Source organism: Bacillus sp. FSL H8-0492, from assembly GCF_038006145.1.
Classification (GTDB): Bacteria; Bacillota; Bacilli; order Bacillales; family Bacillaceae_G; genus Bacillus_A; species Bacillus_A mycoides.
Map to the genome: position 1 here is coordinate 355,429 of NZ_JBBOUP010000001.1, position 16,824 is coordinate 372,252.

Here is a 16,824-nt window from a genome sequence, read left to right on the forward strand (position 1 = left end):
TATCTTCCGGCGTGGAAGATAGCCTTTTATTTTTATTAAAACGCCCAGTTACCTTTACGGAAGATCGGCTCATGTCTTCCATCAGCTGTAATGCCGTCGATATCAAGCTCAGCTGATCCAATCATGAAGTCTTCGTGTGTAATACTAGCGTTTGCGCCATTTTCAGCAAGTTCTTCTTTAGACATTTTTTTTCCGCCAACTAAGTTAAATGCATAAGCATTTCCGATTGCAAGGTGGCAAGATGCATTTTCATCAAATAGCGTATTGTAGAATAAAATATTTGTGTTTGAAATTGGTGAATCATGAGGTACTAAAGCTACTTCGCCTAAGAAGTGAGAACCTTCATCTGTTTCCACTAAATGTTTTAAAGCTTCCTCACCAGATTCAGCTTTATAGTCTACGATACGTCCGTTTTCAAATGTTAACGTGAAGTTATCGATAATGTTACCTGCAAATGCTAACGGTTTTGTGCTAGATACTTGGCCGTTCACACCTGTTTTAAGAGGCATTGTAAATACTTCTTCAGTTGGAATGTTAGCCATAAATGCTACGTTCTTTTCATTTAAGCTACCAGCACCAGCCCATACATGCTTTTCTGGAAGTTCAATTGTTAAGTCTGTTCCAGGACCTGTATAGTGAAGAGCTGTATAATGTTTTTCGTTTAAGTAATCAACTTTTGTATGTAGCGTTTCATCATGTTCTTTCCATGCTTCCACAGGATTTTCTAAATCAGCACGAGTAGCTTTGAAGATAGCATCCCATAGTTTTGCTTCTTGTTCTTCTGGCGCTACGTCAGGGAATACTTTTGCAGCCCATTCTTTCGTAGGAACAGAAATTACGCACCAGCTCACTTTATCTGCTTGTACATAATCACGGTATACTTTCATCGCTTCTCCAGCTACTTTATGAGCCGTTGCAATTTTCTTTGGTTCTACACCTTTTAATAGATCAGGATTCTCTGCATAGATGGACATAAATGCAGCGCCTTCTTTTGCTAATTCTTCACGAGCATGTGCTTTCCAAGAAGGGAATTCAGAGAAAGCTTCTTCAGGAGCTAGATCGAACTTTAAGCGTGTTAACGTCTCATCATTCCAATCAACATATACGTGTTTTGCACCAGATTGATATGCTTTTTCTGTAACGAGGCGTACAAACTGTACAGCCTCAAGAGGTGCACTAATTGATAAAGTTTGTCCGGGCTGAATATTAACACCAACATTGACTGCAAGGGCAGCATACTTCTCTAACGTTTGTTCAAATGACATATGTATAATCTCCTTTAGTTTGAAAGATTTCTTACTATATATAATACAAGAAAATTCTAAAAATATATATAAATATAACGTAAAAAGAGAGCTCAAAATGTATTGAGCTCTCACATTTATTTAATGGAAGAGGCGAATTGCTCCACAGTAGTTGTATGATGTATACGAACACGCTTCATCTTTAACAACTCATCTGGTTCACCTTTCGTAATGAACTGCCCAGGTTTCGTTGTCGTTGCAAATTGATAATATTTCTTTGTCTCTGCGACAACTTTATCATCTACATGACCGAATGGATAAGCAATTGCGATAACAGGCTTACCTGTTATTTTTTCTAGCTTTTCTTTTGATCCTTTTAACTCTTCATCATAGTTTGTAATTTTCGGCAAGTCTGCGTGTGTTGCTGTGTGAGATTGTACAGAAAAAATACCTGAATCAACCATTTTTTTTATTTCAGATGTAGAAAGGGCGCCTTCTACATCAACGTTATCAACAATCATATATTCTGTTGCCGCTGGTTTAAATGTATCGTCTTTTAGTTTTTGTAAAACATGAAATGCATTCATATTATTTTTCATACCGTCATCAAATGTAACGAAGATAGGCTTGTTTACTTTATTTATATCGCCCCAGCGTTCAAACGTTAACAAAGTATAACCATTTTCTTTTAAATACTTCATTTGTGCTTCAAAGTTAGCAGGCGATACGAATAAATCTTTAATACCTTGTCCATGATAATCATCAATTGCGTGGTACATAAGAACAGGAACTTTTTGCTCGAAAGTAATAGTAGATTTCGTAAGTGGAATAGCTTTTCCACCCTCTGTTGTTCCTGTTGCTTCAATTTGGTATTCACCGCGTTTTCCTTCAAATTCTTTTATATCAAAGGGAAGTGTAAATTGTTGATCTTTCTCTTTAGAAGAAAAAGATTTAGCACTTTCTTTTCCATCAGCAGTACGCCAAATTTTATATTGTACTTCGGTTAAAGAATCTTTTATGTCTGTAATATGAATATTGGCGTTTGTAGATTCGTGCGTAATTGGATTATAAGAAATTTTACCTTGTTCCCGCACCATCTCTTCTTGTTTTTTGACCTCTTTTTAGGTTCTTGGCTTACATTGCTAGTATTACAGCCTACTAGAATAGCAGATGTACATAAAGCAATCGCTGCGTATTTTCTCATAAAATCACCTTCTATTGTGTATTATGTTGCATGCTTACATTAAAATCCCCACCGCTATAAGAGAGGTGGGGATATACCCTTGTTCATCATATCATTTTTAGGTGAATGGTAGGTTAGTGACTTTGAATAGAGGTATTCTTGCGTTTCTTATTTGATTTGATAATGATATAACCTACTACAAAAATAAGAGGGATAATGAATACATAGATTGGCATTCCCCATACATAATAGCTTTTCATGCTTAAAACTAGTAAGTGTAAGAAGTCGAAAAGGGCGTGAGCTTTCATAATATCCTCCAATATTTTTTTACAAATTATAACATTGTTCATTTGTAATTTGTATATTTTGGTAAAAGATTTAAGTTAATTTTAAAGTAAGAGAAAGGTTTATTAATATGTAATTTTGCATATGTAGAGTAGTTTATATTAAAATATAAGGGTTTTGGACTATAATAAAACCGCTATAAATTTAAGTAAGAATGATGTATGGAGTGGAGAATAGAAATGAAATATAAAAAAATAGTATATATCCTTCTCATATCGCTATTCATAGTCGGTTGTCAAAGTGAAACGAGTAAAGCGAATAGTGTGGAAGAGTATATTCCGCCGCATCTTATGAATGCGGAAGTGACGGCGGATATTATGACATTAGAGATGGATCCAGATGCTCTTAAAAAGGTAGGGAATATTGGTCAAAGAATGAGAGAGCATCTAGTGAATAATATGGAATGGTATTTAAAATACGTAGAAGAGCATGCAGAGAAAAAAAGTTTTCCATATCATCCTAATTTCGGTGTTACAAAAGAAGAGTATGAGTTTGTACTAAATGCAATTGATCAAAGTAAATTGGTTAATACAAAGGATGGAAAGCTGAAATTCAAGAAAAAAAGTGACCATGAAGTAGAGATTTTTTCAAGTGAAAGTATAAAACTTCTTAAATATATAGTTATTGATACGGAGAAGAATACAGTAAAAACATCTCTAGGCGAATGTGAATATTTTGGAGAAATACTGGCATCGCCAGAACAGAAGTTAACTGGTCCTTGGCACGGAAAACAATGGATGTTAAAAAAAGATGACTTAATATATATGTTTTCTTTAGGGAAAATGGAAACAGGAAATAAATCAATTATTGATATTTCGGTGAAAGGTGAATATAAGGGAGAAATTATTAATAAGGAAGAGGCATTAGAGTTTTCTTCAGTTTCTTAAATGATGATAATAAAAAAATCACCTTGCTGTCTAAGCGAAGGTGATTTTTTATTAAATAAACAATCCAGCGATTGTTGCAGATAAAATAGAAGCAAGTGTTGATGCAAATAGCATTTTCCAACCGAATTTTGATACGATGCTTCCTTGCTTTTCAGAAAGGGCACGGATTGTACCAACGATTGCACCAATTTGGCTAATACTTGCGAAGCTAATTAAGAATACAGTAACGATTCCAACTGTACGTGGATCTAATGTTGCGGCAGCGCCTTTTAAATCAAGGATTGCTACAAACTCGTTTAATACAATCTTCGTACCCATAATACCACCAGCTGGGATAATATCATGAGTTGGGATACCCATTAAGAATGCGAATGGAGCAAGTATATAACCGAAGATTTGTTGTAAAGTAACAGCATATCCCATTGCACCTGAAGCAGCGCTGATTACATAGTTTACAACTTCCATAACACCGATAAAGGCGATCATTAATGCGGCAACGATACCAGCTACTTTTAAACCATCAAGCGCACCGTTAATCATAGCGCCGATAAAGCTGTCTCCGAATAGAGTTCTATCAAATTTTTGAATCACTTCATCTTCCTTTTTCGTATCAACTGGTGTTAATAACGAACAAACGATTAAGCTTGAGAATAAGTTTAGTGGAAGAGCTGCTAGTACATATTTCGCATCTAACATCATTACGTATGATGCTGTAACAGAAGCAGAAACTGAGCTCATCGCAGAACAACAAATGATAAACATACGGTTTTTATTAAAATGCTGTAAATCGTTTTTAATAACGATTAACGCTTCACTTGAACCGAAGAATACAGAGTTTACTGCGTGGAATGATTCAACGCGTGGTAAACCAGTAATTTTTGAAATTGCACCGCCGACAACGCGAACGATGAATGGTAAAACACCTAAATAACTAAAGATAGAAAGTAGTGCTGAGAAAAATACGATAATTAATAATACATTTAAGAAAAAGACAAAATCTCTTTGAATTCCATTAAAGAGAAAATCGACACCTGTCGTACCGAGTTTAATTAGTTTGTTGAAAACTTTACTAATGAAGATGATAATTTGTTGACCAATTTTTGTGCCAAACATAAACCAACCGATTAAAATTTGGAAACCAATCATAATAGCAATTGCACGGAAGTTGATTTTACTTTTGTTGTTTGACAAAGCAAAGCATAAACCTAAAACGACAAGAATACCGATAATGCTCATTACATATTGCATGTAGTTGCCCCTTTCAGAAGTTCGTATAAAGTTTTTACATAAAACGCTCGTTATATTACTAAAAATAAAGTAATGGAAGTTTCATGTCATACGTAAGATGTCTGACCTTTTTGAAAAATAAAAAAAAGACCCTATGGATTCACTTTCATCTATGAGAGAAAGCTAATCAATAGGAGTCTTTTTTATACATAGGCTAATATTCATTAGTTTTCCCCATAGTCCAGCAATTTAAGGTTGCCGGGTAGAAACTCTCGATCCATATTATCGACTATATATGAGGTAACATCGTCCGTATTAAATTAGTAGTAGCGTAACATTACTAGAGAACTATCGTCAATAGCTTTTTTTCTTCCAATAGAAATAGACCATATAAGTATGATAAAATGTAACGCAGTGTTATGAAAAAGAGAGGTCGGAAAATGAGTATAAAAATGACGCCACCAGTTGAAAAAAACGAGTTTATAGATGTAGTGTTTGAAGATTTAACACATGATGGTGCCGGTGTTGCGAAAGTGAAGGGATATCCTATTTTCGTAAAAAACGGATTACCAGGTGAAGAAGCGCAAATTAAAATTATTAAAGTGAAGAAAAACTTCGCGTTCGGTCGTTTAATGAAGCTTCATCAAGAAAGTCCATATCGTAAAGATGCAGAATGCCCCGTGTACAACGAGTGCGGAGGTTGTCAACTTCAGCACTTAACATATGAAGGACAATTAAAAGCGAAAGAAAAACAAGTACGTGACGTTATGCAGCGCATCGGTGGATTAAGTGATGTTCCTGTTCATCCTGTACTTGGCATGAAAAACCCGTGGGTATACCGCAATAAAGCACAAGTGCCAATTGGAGAACGTGAAGGTGGACTTGTAGCTGGTTTCTATCGTCAAGGAACGCATGACATCATTAATATGGAATCATGCTTAATTCAGGCGGAAGAAAACGATACATTAATTCAAGAAGTAAAACGTATTTGTGAAAAGCACGGTATTTCGGCTTACAATGAAGAGCGTAACAAAGGAACACTTCGCCACGTAATGGCTCGCTACGGACAAGTAACAGGGGAAATTATGCTTGTCTTCATTACACGTACAGCTGAATTGCCAAATAAAGAAGCAATCATTGAAGAAATCGCAGCGAAATTCCCAGAAGTAAAATCAATCGTTCAAAACGTAAACACGAAACGTACAAACGTTATTTTCGGAGATAAAACGACAGTACTGTACGGATCAGAATATATTTATGACTTTATCGGTGACATTAAATTTGCGATTTCAGCACGTTCATTCTATCAAGTAAACCCAGAACAAACGAAAGTGCTATACGATAAAACGTTAGAATACGCAAAATTAAATGGTAACGAAACAGTAATTGATGCCTATTGCGGAATTGGATCAATCTCCTTATTCCTAGCACAAAAAGCGAAAAAAGTGTACGGCGTTGAAATCGTCCCAGAAGCAATCGAAGACGCAAACCGAAACGCAGCACTAAACAACATGACAAACGCTGAATTTGGCGTAGGAGAAGCAGAAGTAGTCATTCCAAAATGGTACAAAGAAGGCGTAATCGCCGACACAATGGTCGTAGACCCACCGCGTAAAGGCTGTGACGAAGCATTACTAAACACAATCATCGACATGAAGCCAAAGCGTGTCGTATACGTATCATGTAACCCAGCAACATTAGCACGTGATTTAAAAGTACTAGAAGAAGGCGGATATAAAACACAGGAAGTACAACCTGTTGATATGTTCCCGCATACTACGCACGTAGAATGCTGTGCGTGGCTGAAGAGAGTTAAAGAGTAAACAGTGGAACCGAGAATCGATAATGGATTCTCGGTGTTCCACATGCTTTTATTTCAATCTTATCAATTAATCGATGTAAGATTGTGGGGGTTAATTCATTGAATAAAGTAACAGAATCAAGTTGTTTTTTCATTTCAGCTATTGCTAATTGGTCATTGCTTATTTCAATAATAGACATAAGATTTTCTACTTTTAGAGATAAGGCCCCTATTTGTTTATTAGTATCTAAAGTGAATGCATTGTAGTCTTCTTTTGTAATGATTTCCTCAGCTAATAAAGAAATTGTCCTTGTTTTTGACTTTTTTAACGTCTCTATTTCTTTAGTGTATTTACTTATGTCATGATTGATTTTTTGTTTTTTAGCTTTTAGCTTGCTTTCTAACATAGGAATGAAAGAATCATTTTTTAATATGGAAGATAATGACTCGAACTCGTTTAGTACTAAGAGTGTTAGTTCGGACTCCTTAATGAAGTGTGGGGTACATGCTTTTTTCCCATGTCGATTGAAACTTCCGCAGACATATCCTTTTCTGGTGTTTTTGAAATGCATGCCTTTTCCACATTCATGGCAGTATAATGTGTTTGTAAATAAATGTGCCTCGCTTTGTGGTCGAATACGTTTTCGACTCTCAATAAGTAGTTGAACAGCTTCGAAATCTTCTTTAGAAATTATAGCTTCGTGAGTATTTGGAACTATAATATATTGCTCTTTGTGTAGAAACTCACGAACTTTACTTGTTACGCTTTTAGTTGTAGAACGTCCTTGGACTAAGTCCCCTGTATAATTAGGATTGGTTAGTATAAGCCTAATTGTTGAGCCTTGCCATTTGTCATTAGCGTTTAACTTGCCATTAATTTGTGAAGGTGTAGGAACACCATCATTATATAAGTCCCTGGCAATTTTATCGAAACCATTTCCTGATAGATAGGATGTAAAAATTCTTTTTACTGTATCGGCTGTTCCATCTTGTTTGATGAAAAGTTTTCTATCAATTAGAGAGTATCCATAAGGAGGAATTGAGCCTTTAAATAGCCCTTTTTCAGCACGGGTTTTTAATGCTGATTTCACTCGATTACTGACATTTTGAGATTCTTGCTCATACATCCAAGCAAACAGACCGAACATATTGTTATTTCCCTCTAATGTATTTATAGCATTTTCAAGAGTAATGATGTGAATACCTTTTTGCTCCGCAAGGTCTCGTATTTGATAAGATAGTCCCCCGTTTCGAGCTAAACGAGATAGTTCTTTTGCTAAAATGACATCAAATTTCTTTTCTTTGGCATCTGCAATAAGTCGTTGTAACTGTTCACGTTTATCAGTGGTTCCAGTTTCGACATCCACATAAAATTCATGAATGTCCCAGCCTTTTTCAGATATGTATTTGATAAAAAGGTCTCGCTGATTGGTTAATGATAGTTTTTGTTCTTCTTTATCTGTTGAAACCCTAATATATACAGCACACTTCATGCTACATCACTTCCCTTTTTAGTGGATGTAGTAGAGTTCACCTTATTGAAAGCGTAATGACTCTCAATAATTTTGTCAATTTTATCATTAATAATAGAATTAATGATATTCTCCATTTTTATATCATTTTTTGTGTTAAATACTCGTTCAATATTCATGTATATTCCTCCTGATATTTATTGGTGAAATTCTGTTTAGTGTACGGAAATAAAATCTATTAATATCAATTTAATAATGTTACCTATAGAAACTTAGATAAATAGAAGAATGCTTCACCCTGTCCCGATCTTTGTTTCAATTATTGAGATAAAAGATATCAATTCCATTTGTTGTAAGTTTAATCGGTATTGAAAGTTTGATAAATAGTAAAATGGTCGTACCCTGTTTGACCTCTTTTTCAACTCTTGAGATAAGAGGCATTAATCATATTTGTTAATAAGTTTAAGGAATATTAAAAGTAGAGGGAATAATAAAATGGTCGTACCTTGTCTGACCCTTGTATCTATTTTTTAAATGTAAAAAGACATTAGTTTTTTACTAATGTCTTAGGAATTTGAATATTTTTTACAAAACTCTAACAAGGATTGTGCAAAGAGGTCTTGTATTTTGTAATGGGAAAACTGGTCTTCGCACATTTGATTAAACATGTAATAGATGTCTTCTTTAATTTTAATAGTTTTTGTAATATGTTTATGAGTTTTCTTATACACGTCTTCATCTAAAATTAATAATTTTTTATGTTCTTTCTGAATTAATAATTTTACGGAATCCAAGTTATTCTTTAGGAAATTCAATTCTCTTTCGAATTCGTTAATTGAATGAGTAGATGTGGCCAGTTCTTCTTCGTCGTAGAATTTAAAATACTTATTTTTTCGTTGAATATAAACATAATTGTCCTTTTGCATTTCTTTAGTAAAAGTAGAATATTTAACTCCAATTCTTTTTGCAACACTTTCAAGTGGCTTACTCGATTCCTCTTCTAACATTGCATTTATTATTTTCACTCTTTCTTCAGTATTTATTTCAAAGAATTCTTTTTCATTCATAAATAATATCGCCCCTTTCAGTACTTTTATAATGTTTATTTATTATAGATATCTAAAAAAAATTATTCTTATATACATTGAAATAATGAATTTACATATGCATAAACCTTAGGTCAAACATACAAATGTATGACATCTTGAATATTTTTATGAGAGCCACTGTATAAGGGAATACAGTGTTTTTTTATTGGAGCAATAATATTGAACACTTAATCTAAATAAAGATGAAATGCCATTATCAATGGTGTTGAAGAGGTAATAAATTTATTCACTTTCAGGGAAAAAAATCCTCGAAATAGCAGTGTAAGTATTGCTATATAAGCTTTTTACTTTTCCCGTCAATAGAAAAAAGGAGGTATTTAGATGGTCCATACAGGAATGTTCTATGTAGAGTTATCAGAAGAGCAGAAATATAAAATGGAAGACAGGTTTAATACAACAATACTGCTCATTAATAGTACTATTCAAAAACAATTTAAGGGTATTACTACATATTTTAAAAAGCGTGAAGGTGCTTGGCTTATGTACATTATTGTTGATTTTATTGAGTTACTTTCAAGAGAAAATGGAGTAATTATTGAGGAAGATTATGGATTGATTAGAGAGAAGATAAAAGAAGTATTGTACTTTTTGTTTAGTGATAATGAAGTAGGACTAACCTTATTAAGAATTGATTATCGTTATGATATAGTTATTAAAAATCAAAAACATAGGGAATATTTATTTTGTTTATACAAAAAGTTAACAAAGAAGTATAGACATCAAAAGAGATGCAATCGAAAAAAAGGAAGTAATCAAGAATATAAAACTACAATGTATTTTAATTCTAAGAGTATAAATGGAATCATTTATGATAAAGAGCGGGAACGATTGGAAACTAAGACTGATATTAAAGAATATGAAAGAGATGTTTTAAGGTTTGAAGTTAGGCTTCAAAATAAGCATTTATTAAATATGAGATCTAAAAATGGTATTCAAAAGACATTAAAGGATTATTTTAAAAAAGGTTTATGGGAAAAATATATGAATAACTATATGAAAAATATTATTTATGAAGGAGATTATTATAGTATTTATCATGCTGAGAAAATAATTAATAACAGTAGTTTAAAAGATAAGGAAAAAGTTAAATTACGCCAATTTCTTTGTGATATATCTCGATATGGAGTCGATGGGGTAAAGCAATGGAAAGAAGAAAATAAGAACAAAAAACATACATTATATACTGAATACCTATTTAAAAAATATCGTGGATATTTAAGAGAGTTTAACATTAATCCTATTTTACTTCCAAAGAACAATAAACTAAATTTAGGAGCAGAGAAGAAGATAAAGAATCCATTTAACATTTAATATGAAATTTATAAATTAACAATAGTAGAAGTGGATAATTTAAATTATTAGTTATAACACAGAATTTAAATGCTTATAATTATATATAAAAATTAAACAGGTGCTACATTTTAGTAGCTTTTTAAAAGGAGGAGATAATTGATGAAAGGGGATAAAAAAAGGAAGTTTGGGGAAAAAATTTATGAATTACGTAAAAAAAAGAAGTTTTCTTTAAGTGAACTTGGAAAAATTACAGGATTAAGTGCGAGTTATATTAACCTTATCGAGAATGGTGTAAGGACTAACCCAAGTATTCAAGCTGTAGTTAAATTATCAGAAGCGTTAGATATTAGCACTGGAGAAATTAACAGTATATTTTTTTATGGTTGTAAATTTGATGTAGATCATGAATAACTCAGAGCCATTTTATAAGAGAGTATAGGATACAACAATAGAAAGGGGATTTTTTAATTCTATTGGAAAAAATTTAATGGTATGTGAAGAAGATATAGAAGGAAAAGATGAGTCTGTAATATTGATGAAATTAGAAGAATTACGTAAAAACTTTTATATGTTAAAAGTAGGTATGTAGCAGAAAAGTCTGTCTTAAAAGTAATGAGACAGACTTTTTATTTTATATAAAAGTGATTAATAGAGAGAGAATATAAAATATTTATGTGTAATTTATGGTAATTTTATTTGCTCCATTGACTATAGTAAATAAATTTTGTTGATATAACACGCTTTTGTTTTATCAAATTTAGAAATGAAAAATTGATATTGACTATAGTGAAAATATTCCAGTAATTCACATTGTTACACTATAAATATACTGTTAATCTATTGTCATTCTTAAGATTATAAATGTTTTTTGGAGTGATATAGAGATGCAAGAACGTGTAGATATTAAATATGAAGATTACATGAGTATTACCTTAGAAGATAAATTAACACGATTTTTTGTGTTAGTTAAATGTAAAAATCATAAGAGACTTCCCAATGAAGGGAATATACGCCAACCAGAATCCCTTTATAAAGACGATATATATAAAGGAGTACTTCAAACCTTAGAAAAGAATCCCAATGTATATATAGATTTTCATGGGGGAATAGCTTTGAACGCAAATAAGGTAAGCATAGATGAGGTAACGGGGATTATGAGCTTATATTTCAAGCAAAACTCTGGAATCAAAGATGGAGGACATACTCAAGAAGTTATGCTGGATGCTCAACAAAACTTAGGAGAGAATTTACAAGGTATGTATTTATTAAAAGTAAAAGAAGCAGATTTGACTAAAGCTGAGATGGCAATGCATTCAGAAAAAACAAATCTAAGAAAACCTGTAAAAAAATATTGCTTTAATAATAAAAGGGGAGATTTTGAATTAATAAAACAATCAATGGAAGATAGATATAGACGGCAAATAATTTGGTATACCGGATGTGAAACTAAAAATAAAAATGCTATTGAGGTAACTGATTTAATAGCAATAATCAACTTATTTAATGTAGAAACAAATAATAGTGTGTATTCTGATAGACAAAAAGAGCCAAATGCTTCATCTACAAATAAAGGTCAAGTATTTAGGAATTGGGAGAAAAACCAAAAGTTGTATGAGCACGTTGTTCCGCTCATTAATGATATTTTGGTACTAAAAGAATACATTGAACTTAATTTTCATTTATCAAAAGATATGAGGAAACTAAATATTATTAAAGGTGCAGAAAATAATAAAAAAGCAAAACGGACAGTGTTTCTTAACGAAAAACCAGGATTTATAATTCCAAGGCAATTTCTTTATCCAATATTAGCAAGTTTTAGGGCCAATATTAAGTATGACAAAGATAAGGAAATAATAGGATGGTATGAGAACCCAGTAGAGTTATATCAAAAGTGTAGCTCAGAGTTATTTCGTAAACTATCATATGCTTTTCAAAAAAGTCATCATGAAAATATTAATTTGATAAGCAAAGATAGGAACCTATGGGGAATACTTTATTTAATTGTAGATAGGCATATAAATAAAAAAGGGTTCTGGAATACGTATGAAATTAATAATTAATATGTATAAATCGTAATTAAATTAAGAGGTAGTAGTTATGCAAATAAATATAAGGTGTCCGAAGTGTAGTAGGGAATGTGAGTTAATTGAACTATTCTTTAAAGAAAAATTGATTATATTAAAAATAATTAGATGTAAGGGGTGTGATTATTTAAAACAAGAAATCACACAAGTACATTAATGTGATTAGTGTGAAATAATAATATTTTTTGGTATAAATAGGACATAGATTATTTTACAATTCATTTGCTCACCTTAAATGTTATTCTTTTATATACAAAAATAACATTTAAGGTGAGCTCAACTATATGTATTTTTAATATAAAGTTACAATCAGTATCCAGTTCCCTATAAAATGTTGTGTGTGGCTGATGAGAATAAAATGGTAAAACAGTGGGGCCGAGAATCGATAATAGATTTTCGGTGCTTCAAATGCTTTTATTTCATCTTTGGAAAAGTTTCTAAGTCTTCGTTTAATTAGCTTTTCTTCACTAAAGTATTTCTTCAAACATACAAAACGCCACTCCTATTAATTAAATTCGCTCTTATTTTTAACTGAAATGGGCTCTTTATTCCTAATTTATGAATAATATAATTTCTAATTGACAATAATAAATAAATTTAAGAGTCGTCAACTATAGTCAATTATTTTTTATAGATACAAATGCATTTTAATTATTATTTTTAATATTAATATTGATAGATTATTAGAATTACATAGTAAGAAAATAGAGAGCGTTAAAAGGGTATTAGAGCCTGTTTAAGAAAGAATATCCTCAGTTATACAAAGTCCCTTAGAACTGGTGTAGGATCTTTATAAAGGGATTTTAAAAGCAGATATGGATACATTTATTGAGGATGGAAATACAAAAATTGGAATCAAATGGTATATTAAATTTACTGGTATAGAATTAAATATGTAAATATAAAACAATATGTTCTAAGTTTATTATAATAATAAACGGAATGATAAAGTAAGGGAGAATAGCTATGGGATTAAGCATAAGAAATATAAAAAAAGGGTTGGAAATTAAAGTTAAGAAATGTATTGCACTTTTAGATGAGGAATATAGAGATTTAAATTACACTATCTACTTTTATGAAAGTCGAGAAAAGCTTGAAAAGGAACAGCAAAATATGTTTGATATGAAAGAAGAGAATTATGTACAGATATTAAGTGGTCAAAATGAGATTGCGGGCGTAACTATTGGAAAAGAAGGGAAAATTAAAATTTTCTTATTTCTTTTTGGAGATCTAAAAAGAAACCCAGGTGAAGTTATTAAGTTAATTGGTAATGTATATCATGAGATTCGCCATGCCTGGCAAAATGAAAATAATTTATTCCAAAATGAAGAGGAAATAACTATAATTGATGGAAATCTTGAAGCATATTATAAATTACCATCCGAAAGAGATGCGTATCGCTTTCAAGAAGAACAAATGAAAAAACATGGGAATAAAGTTTTAGAGATCTTTGGGTTTAATATGGGTTGTAAATATGAATTAAAACCTGAGATAAGAGAGGCTATATATTCATAAAGTTTATGGAATGTAAACTGTGAAACACTGTAAATAGCGGGTGAATAAAGTGAAACAAAATGATGCAAAAAAACATATTGAATTTTATATGGAAAACTACAACATTACAACCTATAAGCTTAAGACTGAGAATATTAGAAATGAGGATAAGGAGTTTATTGGAGGTAAGAATAAAAGAAAGTGTAGATTTTGCGGTAAAGAAAAGGGAAAAACAACCTTTAGGAAGATTGCTCATGCAATACCTGAATTGCTTGGGAATAAAGTTTTGATTTCGTATGAAGAATGTGATGAGTGCAACAAAATTTTTTCCAAACTTGAAAACGAATTAGCAAATTACCTTTCATTCGAACGCTCTACAACAGGTATAAGAGGTAAGACAGGTATTCCGGTGTATAAGAATAAAACAGGGCTAAGGATTGAGCATGAAAAGGAAGAGGAAGAGAAAAAGAAGCGTAGGATTATCATTCAGGATGTGATTAATAGTGGTAATATAGTTGAGGATTCAAATGATAATTCATTTACTATAAAAGGAGAGAGAAGTCCTTACGTTCCGCTGTCGGTATATAAATGTTTTGTGAAAATGGCACTTTCAATAATGCCAAAACACTATTTGCCATACTTTTGGGAGACGTTTGATTGGATTAGAGAAGAAAATTATTTGTTACGTGACACTCCGGTGTGTAAAATTTTTGAACAGTTTATTCCTGGTCCAAAACGATTTATTGATATTGAAATGGTCTTAGCTATAAGGAAATGGGAATCAAGTGAGAAAACACCATTTTGTATCTTTATAATATGTTTTGGAAATTTCTCTTACCAAATCTACCTACCATTTGCAGGACCGGATTGTAGTGATGATGTGCCAGAAGAAAAATATAAGTATTTGTTATTCCCTTCTAAGTACGAAATGGCCTTACCTGAAGGCACAATCCAGACGCTTCTTAAAGATTTCTCATCTGGTACAAAGGTGAAGGGGCAAACAATAGATATCACATACACTTATGATAAAAAAGAGATTCACACAGATTTTAAAAAGGATGTCTAATAGAAATAGTTAACCGAGGTTTTTAAATTTTCCTTAAGAAGGAACTCCCTCTATTTAGAAATTGAAATTGAATTTTCATTCTTACAAATTTTTGTATACTGCTGTTAATATTATGTTGAAACATGCTATAAGTAAAATGTATATATAAATATTGGGTGAACAATACTACATCGATTTTAAAATTTTATCTATACTCAGCACACCAGTCATGTGGAGTGTGTGGCTTGGCTTAAGTTGGTATAATAGAAAAGCAGTTGATATAGAAAAAATCTATACCATCTGCTTTTTGGTTTATAAAAATACCATTCAGCAACGATTTTAGTTAAAATAAATATTACTGATTTTCACAAATTATAAATGCCCAAATGTACTTTTGCTATTTGGCTTTATATTTTTAAATTGAGAGTTTGAAATTGTATTCATATTGAGAGGATTTGAATTTGAAATGATAGATAATTTTTGGAATGATTTACCACGACCATTTTTCGTACTTGCACCCATGGAAGATGTGACAGATGTTGTTTTTCGTCACGTAGTAAGTGAAGCTGGTAGCCCAGATGTATTTTTCACAGAGTTTACAAACTCGGATAGCTATTGTCATCCAGAAGGTATGAAAAGTGTACGTGGCCGTTTAATTTTTACAGAAGATGAACAGCCGATAGTCGCACATATTTGGGGAGATACTCCTGAATATTTCCGCCAAATGAGTATTGGTATGGCAGAGCTAGGATTTAAAGGTATCGATATTAATATGGGCTGCCCTGTACCGAATGTAGCATCAAGAGGAAAAGGTAGTGGCCTTATTCTACGTCCAGACGTTGCGGCAGAACTTATTCAAGCAGCAAAAGCGGGAGGACTACCTGTCAGCGTAAAAACACGACTTGGCTTTAAAGAGTTAAGTGAGTGGGAAGATTGGTTAACGCACATTTTCAAACAAGATATTGCGAACCTTTCTATTCACTTACGTACAAGAGAAGAAATGAGCCAAGTAGATGCGCACTGGGAACTAATTCCGGAAATTAAAAAATTACGTGACCGTATCGCACCAAATACGCTAATAACAATCAATGGAGACATTCCTGACCGTCAAACTGGAATGGAACTTGCTGAAAAATACGGTATTGATGGCGTTATGATTGGACGAGGTATCTTTAAAAATCCATTTGCCTTTGAAAAAGAGCCAAGAGAACATAGCAGTCAAGAACACCTTGATCTTCTAAGACTGCAGCTTGATCTTCAAGATCAATATGCAGAAGTACTACCACGCTCAATCACAGGGCTTCATCGCTTTTTCAAAATTTATGTAAAGGGATTCCCTGGAGCTGCTGAATTAAGAAATCAATTGATGAACACGAAATCAACTGATGAAGTGCGTGCGTTGCTTGATAAGTTTGAGGCTAGTGTTGATAAGGATGGAGATAGTGAAACAGTGTAACTTTTGAAAGTTAGAGGGGATAGGGTGTAGCGATTTTATGAGTGTTTGTTTCATTTTAATTAAGGTGAACCATATCATAAGTAAGTGAGATATTCTATGTAAAACAAGGGTAAGAAAAGAATACAGGAGAAAATTGAAAATGACAGGTTGGTCTTGATTTTCACTGATATTATCATGTTTATTT

Annotated in this window: 13 protein-coding genes, 1 pseudogene and 1 riboswitch; of the genes and pseudogenes, 8 read left to right on the forward strand and 6 right to left on the reverse strand. The window is 32.3% G+C overall.

Annotation, left to right across the window (positions count from 1 at the left end):
* Positions 1-35: 35 nt before the first annotated feature.
* Together MHH66_RS01930 and MHH66_RS01935 are read right to left on the reverse strand one after the other, a co-directional pair.
* Positions 36-1,265 (reverse strand): aminopeptidase, encoded by a 1,230-nt coding sequence (locus tag MHH66_RS01930; RefSeq protein ID WP_078185491.1) that lies wholly within the window; start codon positions 1,263-1,265, stop codon positions 36-38.
* Between the two features lie 116 nt (positions 1,266-1,381).
* Positions 1,382-2,448: pseudogene (locus MHH66_RS01935) on the reverse strand (polysaccharide deacetylase family protein).
* Positions 2,449-2,951: 503 nt separating this feature from the next.
* Here MHH66_RS01935 and MHH66_RS01940 point away from each other — a divergent pair.
* Positions 2,952-3,659: a hypothetical protein gene (locus tag MHH66_RS01940; protein WP_002140208.1), complete on the forward strand. Its 708-nt coding sequence runs from the start codon at positions 2,952-2,954 to the stop codon at positions 3,657-3,659.
* 51 nt (positions 3,660-3,710) lie between these two features.
* Here the strand turns inward: MHH66_RS01940 and MHH66_RS01945 are convergent, their stop codons facing one another.
* On the reverse strand, positions 3,711-4,907 hold the full coding sequence (locus MHH66_RS01945; RefSeq protein ID WP_002063580.1) for a NupC/NupG family nucleoside CNT transporter: 1,197 nt from the start codon (positions 4,905-4,907) through the stop codon (positions 3,711-3,713).
* Positions 4,908-5,103: 196 nt separating this feature from the next.
* A riboswitch (purine riboswitch) is annotated at positions 5,104-5,205 on the reverse strand.
* Positions 5,206-5,326: 121 nt separating this feature from the next.
* On the opposite strand from MHH66_RS01945, the gene rlmD reads away from it, so the two are divergent.
* A complete protein-coding gene (gene rlmD, locus MHH66_RS01950; RefSeq protein ID WP_078185490.1) occupies positions 5,327-6,709 on the forward strand; it encodes a 23S rRNA (uracil(1939)-C(5))-methyltransferase RlmD in 1,383 nt (460 codons plus the stop codon).
* Here the strand turns inward: rlmD and MHH66_RS01955 are convergent.
* The 3 genes from MHH66_RS01955 to MHH66_RS01965 form a co-directional block, all read right to left on the reverse strand.
* On the reverse strand, positions 6,699-8,180 hold the full coding sequence (locus tag MHH66_RS01955; RefSeq protein ID WP_078185489.1) for a recombinase family protein: 1,482 nt from the start codon (positions 8,178-8,180) through the stop codon (positions 6,699-6,701). The two genes, rlmD and MHH66_RS01955, sit on opposite strands and share 11 nt — an antisense overlap.
* Complete coding sequence (locus tag MHH66_RS01960; RefSeq protein WP_165689475.1) at positions 8,177-8,338, reverse strand: hypothetical protein; 162 nt, start codon at positions 8,336-8,338, stop codon at positions 8,177-8,179. Before MHH66_RS01960 ends, MHH66_RS01955 begins: the two co-directional genes overlap by 4 nt.
* Positions 8,339-8,725: 387 nt before the next feature.
* A complete protein-coding gene (locus tag MHH66_RS01965; protein WP_078185488.1) occupies positions 8,726-9,226 on the reverse strand; it encodes a hypothetical protein in 501 nt (166 codons plus the stop codon).
* A gap of 363 nt (positions 9,227-9,589) precedes the next feature.
* Between MHH66_RS01965 and MHH66_RS01970 the strand changes: the two genes are divergently transcribed.
* The 6 genes from MHH66_RS01970 (at position 9,590) to MHH66_RS01995 (ending at position 16,640) form a co-directional block, all read left to right on the forward strand.
* Positions 9,590-10,579 (forward strand): phage/plasmid replication domain-containing protein, encoded by a 990-nt coding sequence (locus MHH66_RS01970; protein ID WP_078185487.1) that lies wholly within the window; start codon positions 9,590-9,592, stop codon positions 10,577-10,579.
* A gap of 141 nt (positions 10,580-10,720) precedes the next feature.
* Entirely contained in the window at positions 10,721-10,972 is a 252-nt protein-coding gene (locus MHH66_RS01975; protein WP_078185486.1) for a helix-turn-helix domain-containing protein, read from the forward strand.
* 473 nt (positions 10,973-11,445) lie between these two features.
* Complete coding sequence (locus MHH66_RS01980; protein WP_078185485.1) at positions 11,446-12,621, forward strand: AIPR family protein; 1,176 nt, start codon at positions 11,446-11,448, stop codon at positions 12,619-12,621.
* A 990-nt stretch (positions 12,622-13,611) separates the two neighbouring features.
* Positions 13,612-14,160 (forward strand): hypothetical protein, encoded by a 549-nt coding sequence (locus tag MHH66_RS01985; protein WP_078185484.1) that lies wholly within the window; start codon positions 13,612-13,614, stop codon positions 14,158-14,160.
* A 49-nt stretch (positions 14,161-14,209) separates the two neighbouring features.
* Entirely contained in the window at positions 14,210-15,205 is a 996-nt protein-coding gene (locus tag MHH66_RS01990; protein WP_078185483.1) for an HNH endonuclease, read from the forward strand.
* Between the two features lie 445 nt (positions 15,206-15,650).
* Positions 15,651-16,640 carry a tRNA dihydrouridine synthase gene (locus MHH66_RS01995; protein ID WP_063217660.1) on the forward strand — a complete coding sequence of 330 codons (990 nt, stop codon included), beginning with the start codon at positions 15,651-15,653 and terminating at the stop codon, positions 16,638-16,640.
* The last annotated feature ends 184 nt before the right edge of the window (positions 16,641-16,824 follow it).

What these genes read in the sequence shown, in the direction of transcription:
- MHH66_RS01930 (WP_078185491.1), bottom strand. Translation starts at nt 1,265, where the DNA reads ATGTCATTTGAACAAACGTTAGAGAAGTATGCTGCCCTTGCAGTCAAT.
- MHH66_RS01940 (WP_002140208.1), top strand. Translation starts at nt 2,952, where the DNA reads ATGAAATATAAAAAAATAGTATATATCCTTCTCATATCGCTATTCATA.
- MHH66_RS01945 (WP_002063580.1), bottom strand. Translation starts at nt 4,907, where the DNA reads ATGCAATATGTAATGAGCATTATCGGTATTCTTGTCGTTTTAGGTTTA.
- rlmD (WP_078185490.1), top strand. Translation starts at nt 5,327, where the DNA reads ATGAGTATAAAAATGACGCCACCAGTTGAAAAAAACGAGTTTATAGAT.
- MHH66_RS01955 (WP_078185489.1), bottom strand. Translation starts at nt 8,180, where the DNA reads ATGAAGTGTGCTGTATATATTAGGGTTTCAACAGATAAAGAAGAACAA.
- MHH66_RS01960 (WP_165689475.1), bottom strand. Translation starts at nt 8,338, where the DNA reads ATGAATATTGAACGAGTATTTAACACAAAAAATGATATAAAAATGGAG.
- MHH66_RS01965 (WP_078185488.1), bottom strand. Translation starts at nt 9,226, where the DNA reads ATGAATGAAAAAGAATTCTTTGAAATAAATACTGAAGAAAGAGTGAAA.
- MHH66_RS01970 (WP_078185487.1), top strand. Translation starts at nt 9,590, where the DNA reads ATGGTCCATACAGGAATGTTCTATGTAGAGTTATCAGAAGAGCAGAAA.
- MHH66_RS01975 (WP_078185486.1), top strand. Translation starts at nt 10,721, where the DNA reads ATGAAAGGGGATAAAAAAAGGAAGTTTGGGGAAAAAATTTATGAATTA.
- MHH66_RS01980 (WP_078185485.1), top strand. Translation starts at nt 11,446, where the DNA reads ATGCAAGAACGTGTAGATATTAAATATGAAGATTACATGAGTATTACC.
- MHH66_RS01985 (WP_078185484.1), top strand. Translation starts at nt 13,612, where the DNA reads ATGGGATTAAGCATAAGAAATATAAAAAAAGGGTTGGAAATTAAAGTT.
- MHH66_RS01995 (WP_063217660.1), top strand. Translation starts at nt 15,651, where the DNA reads ATGATAGATAATTTTTGGAATGATTTACCACGACCATTTTTCGTACTT.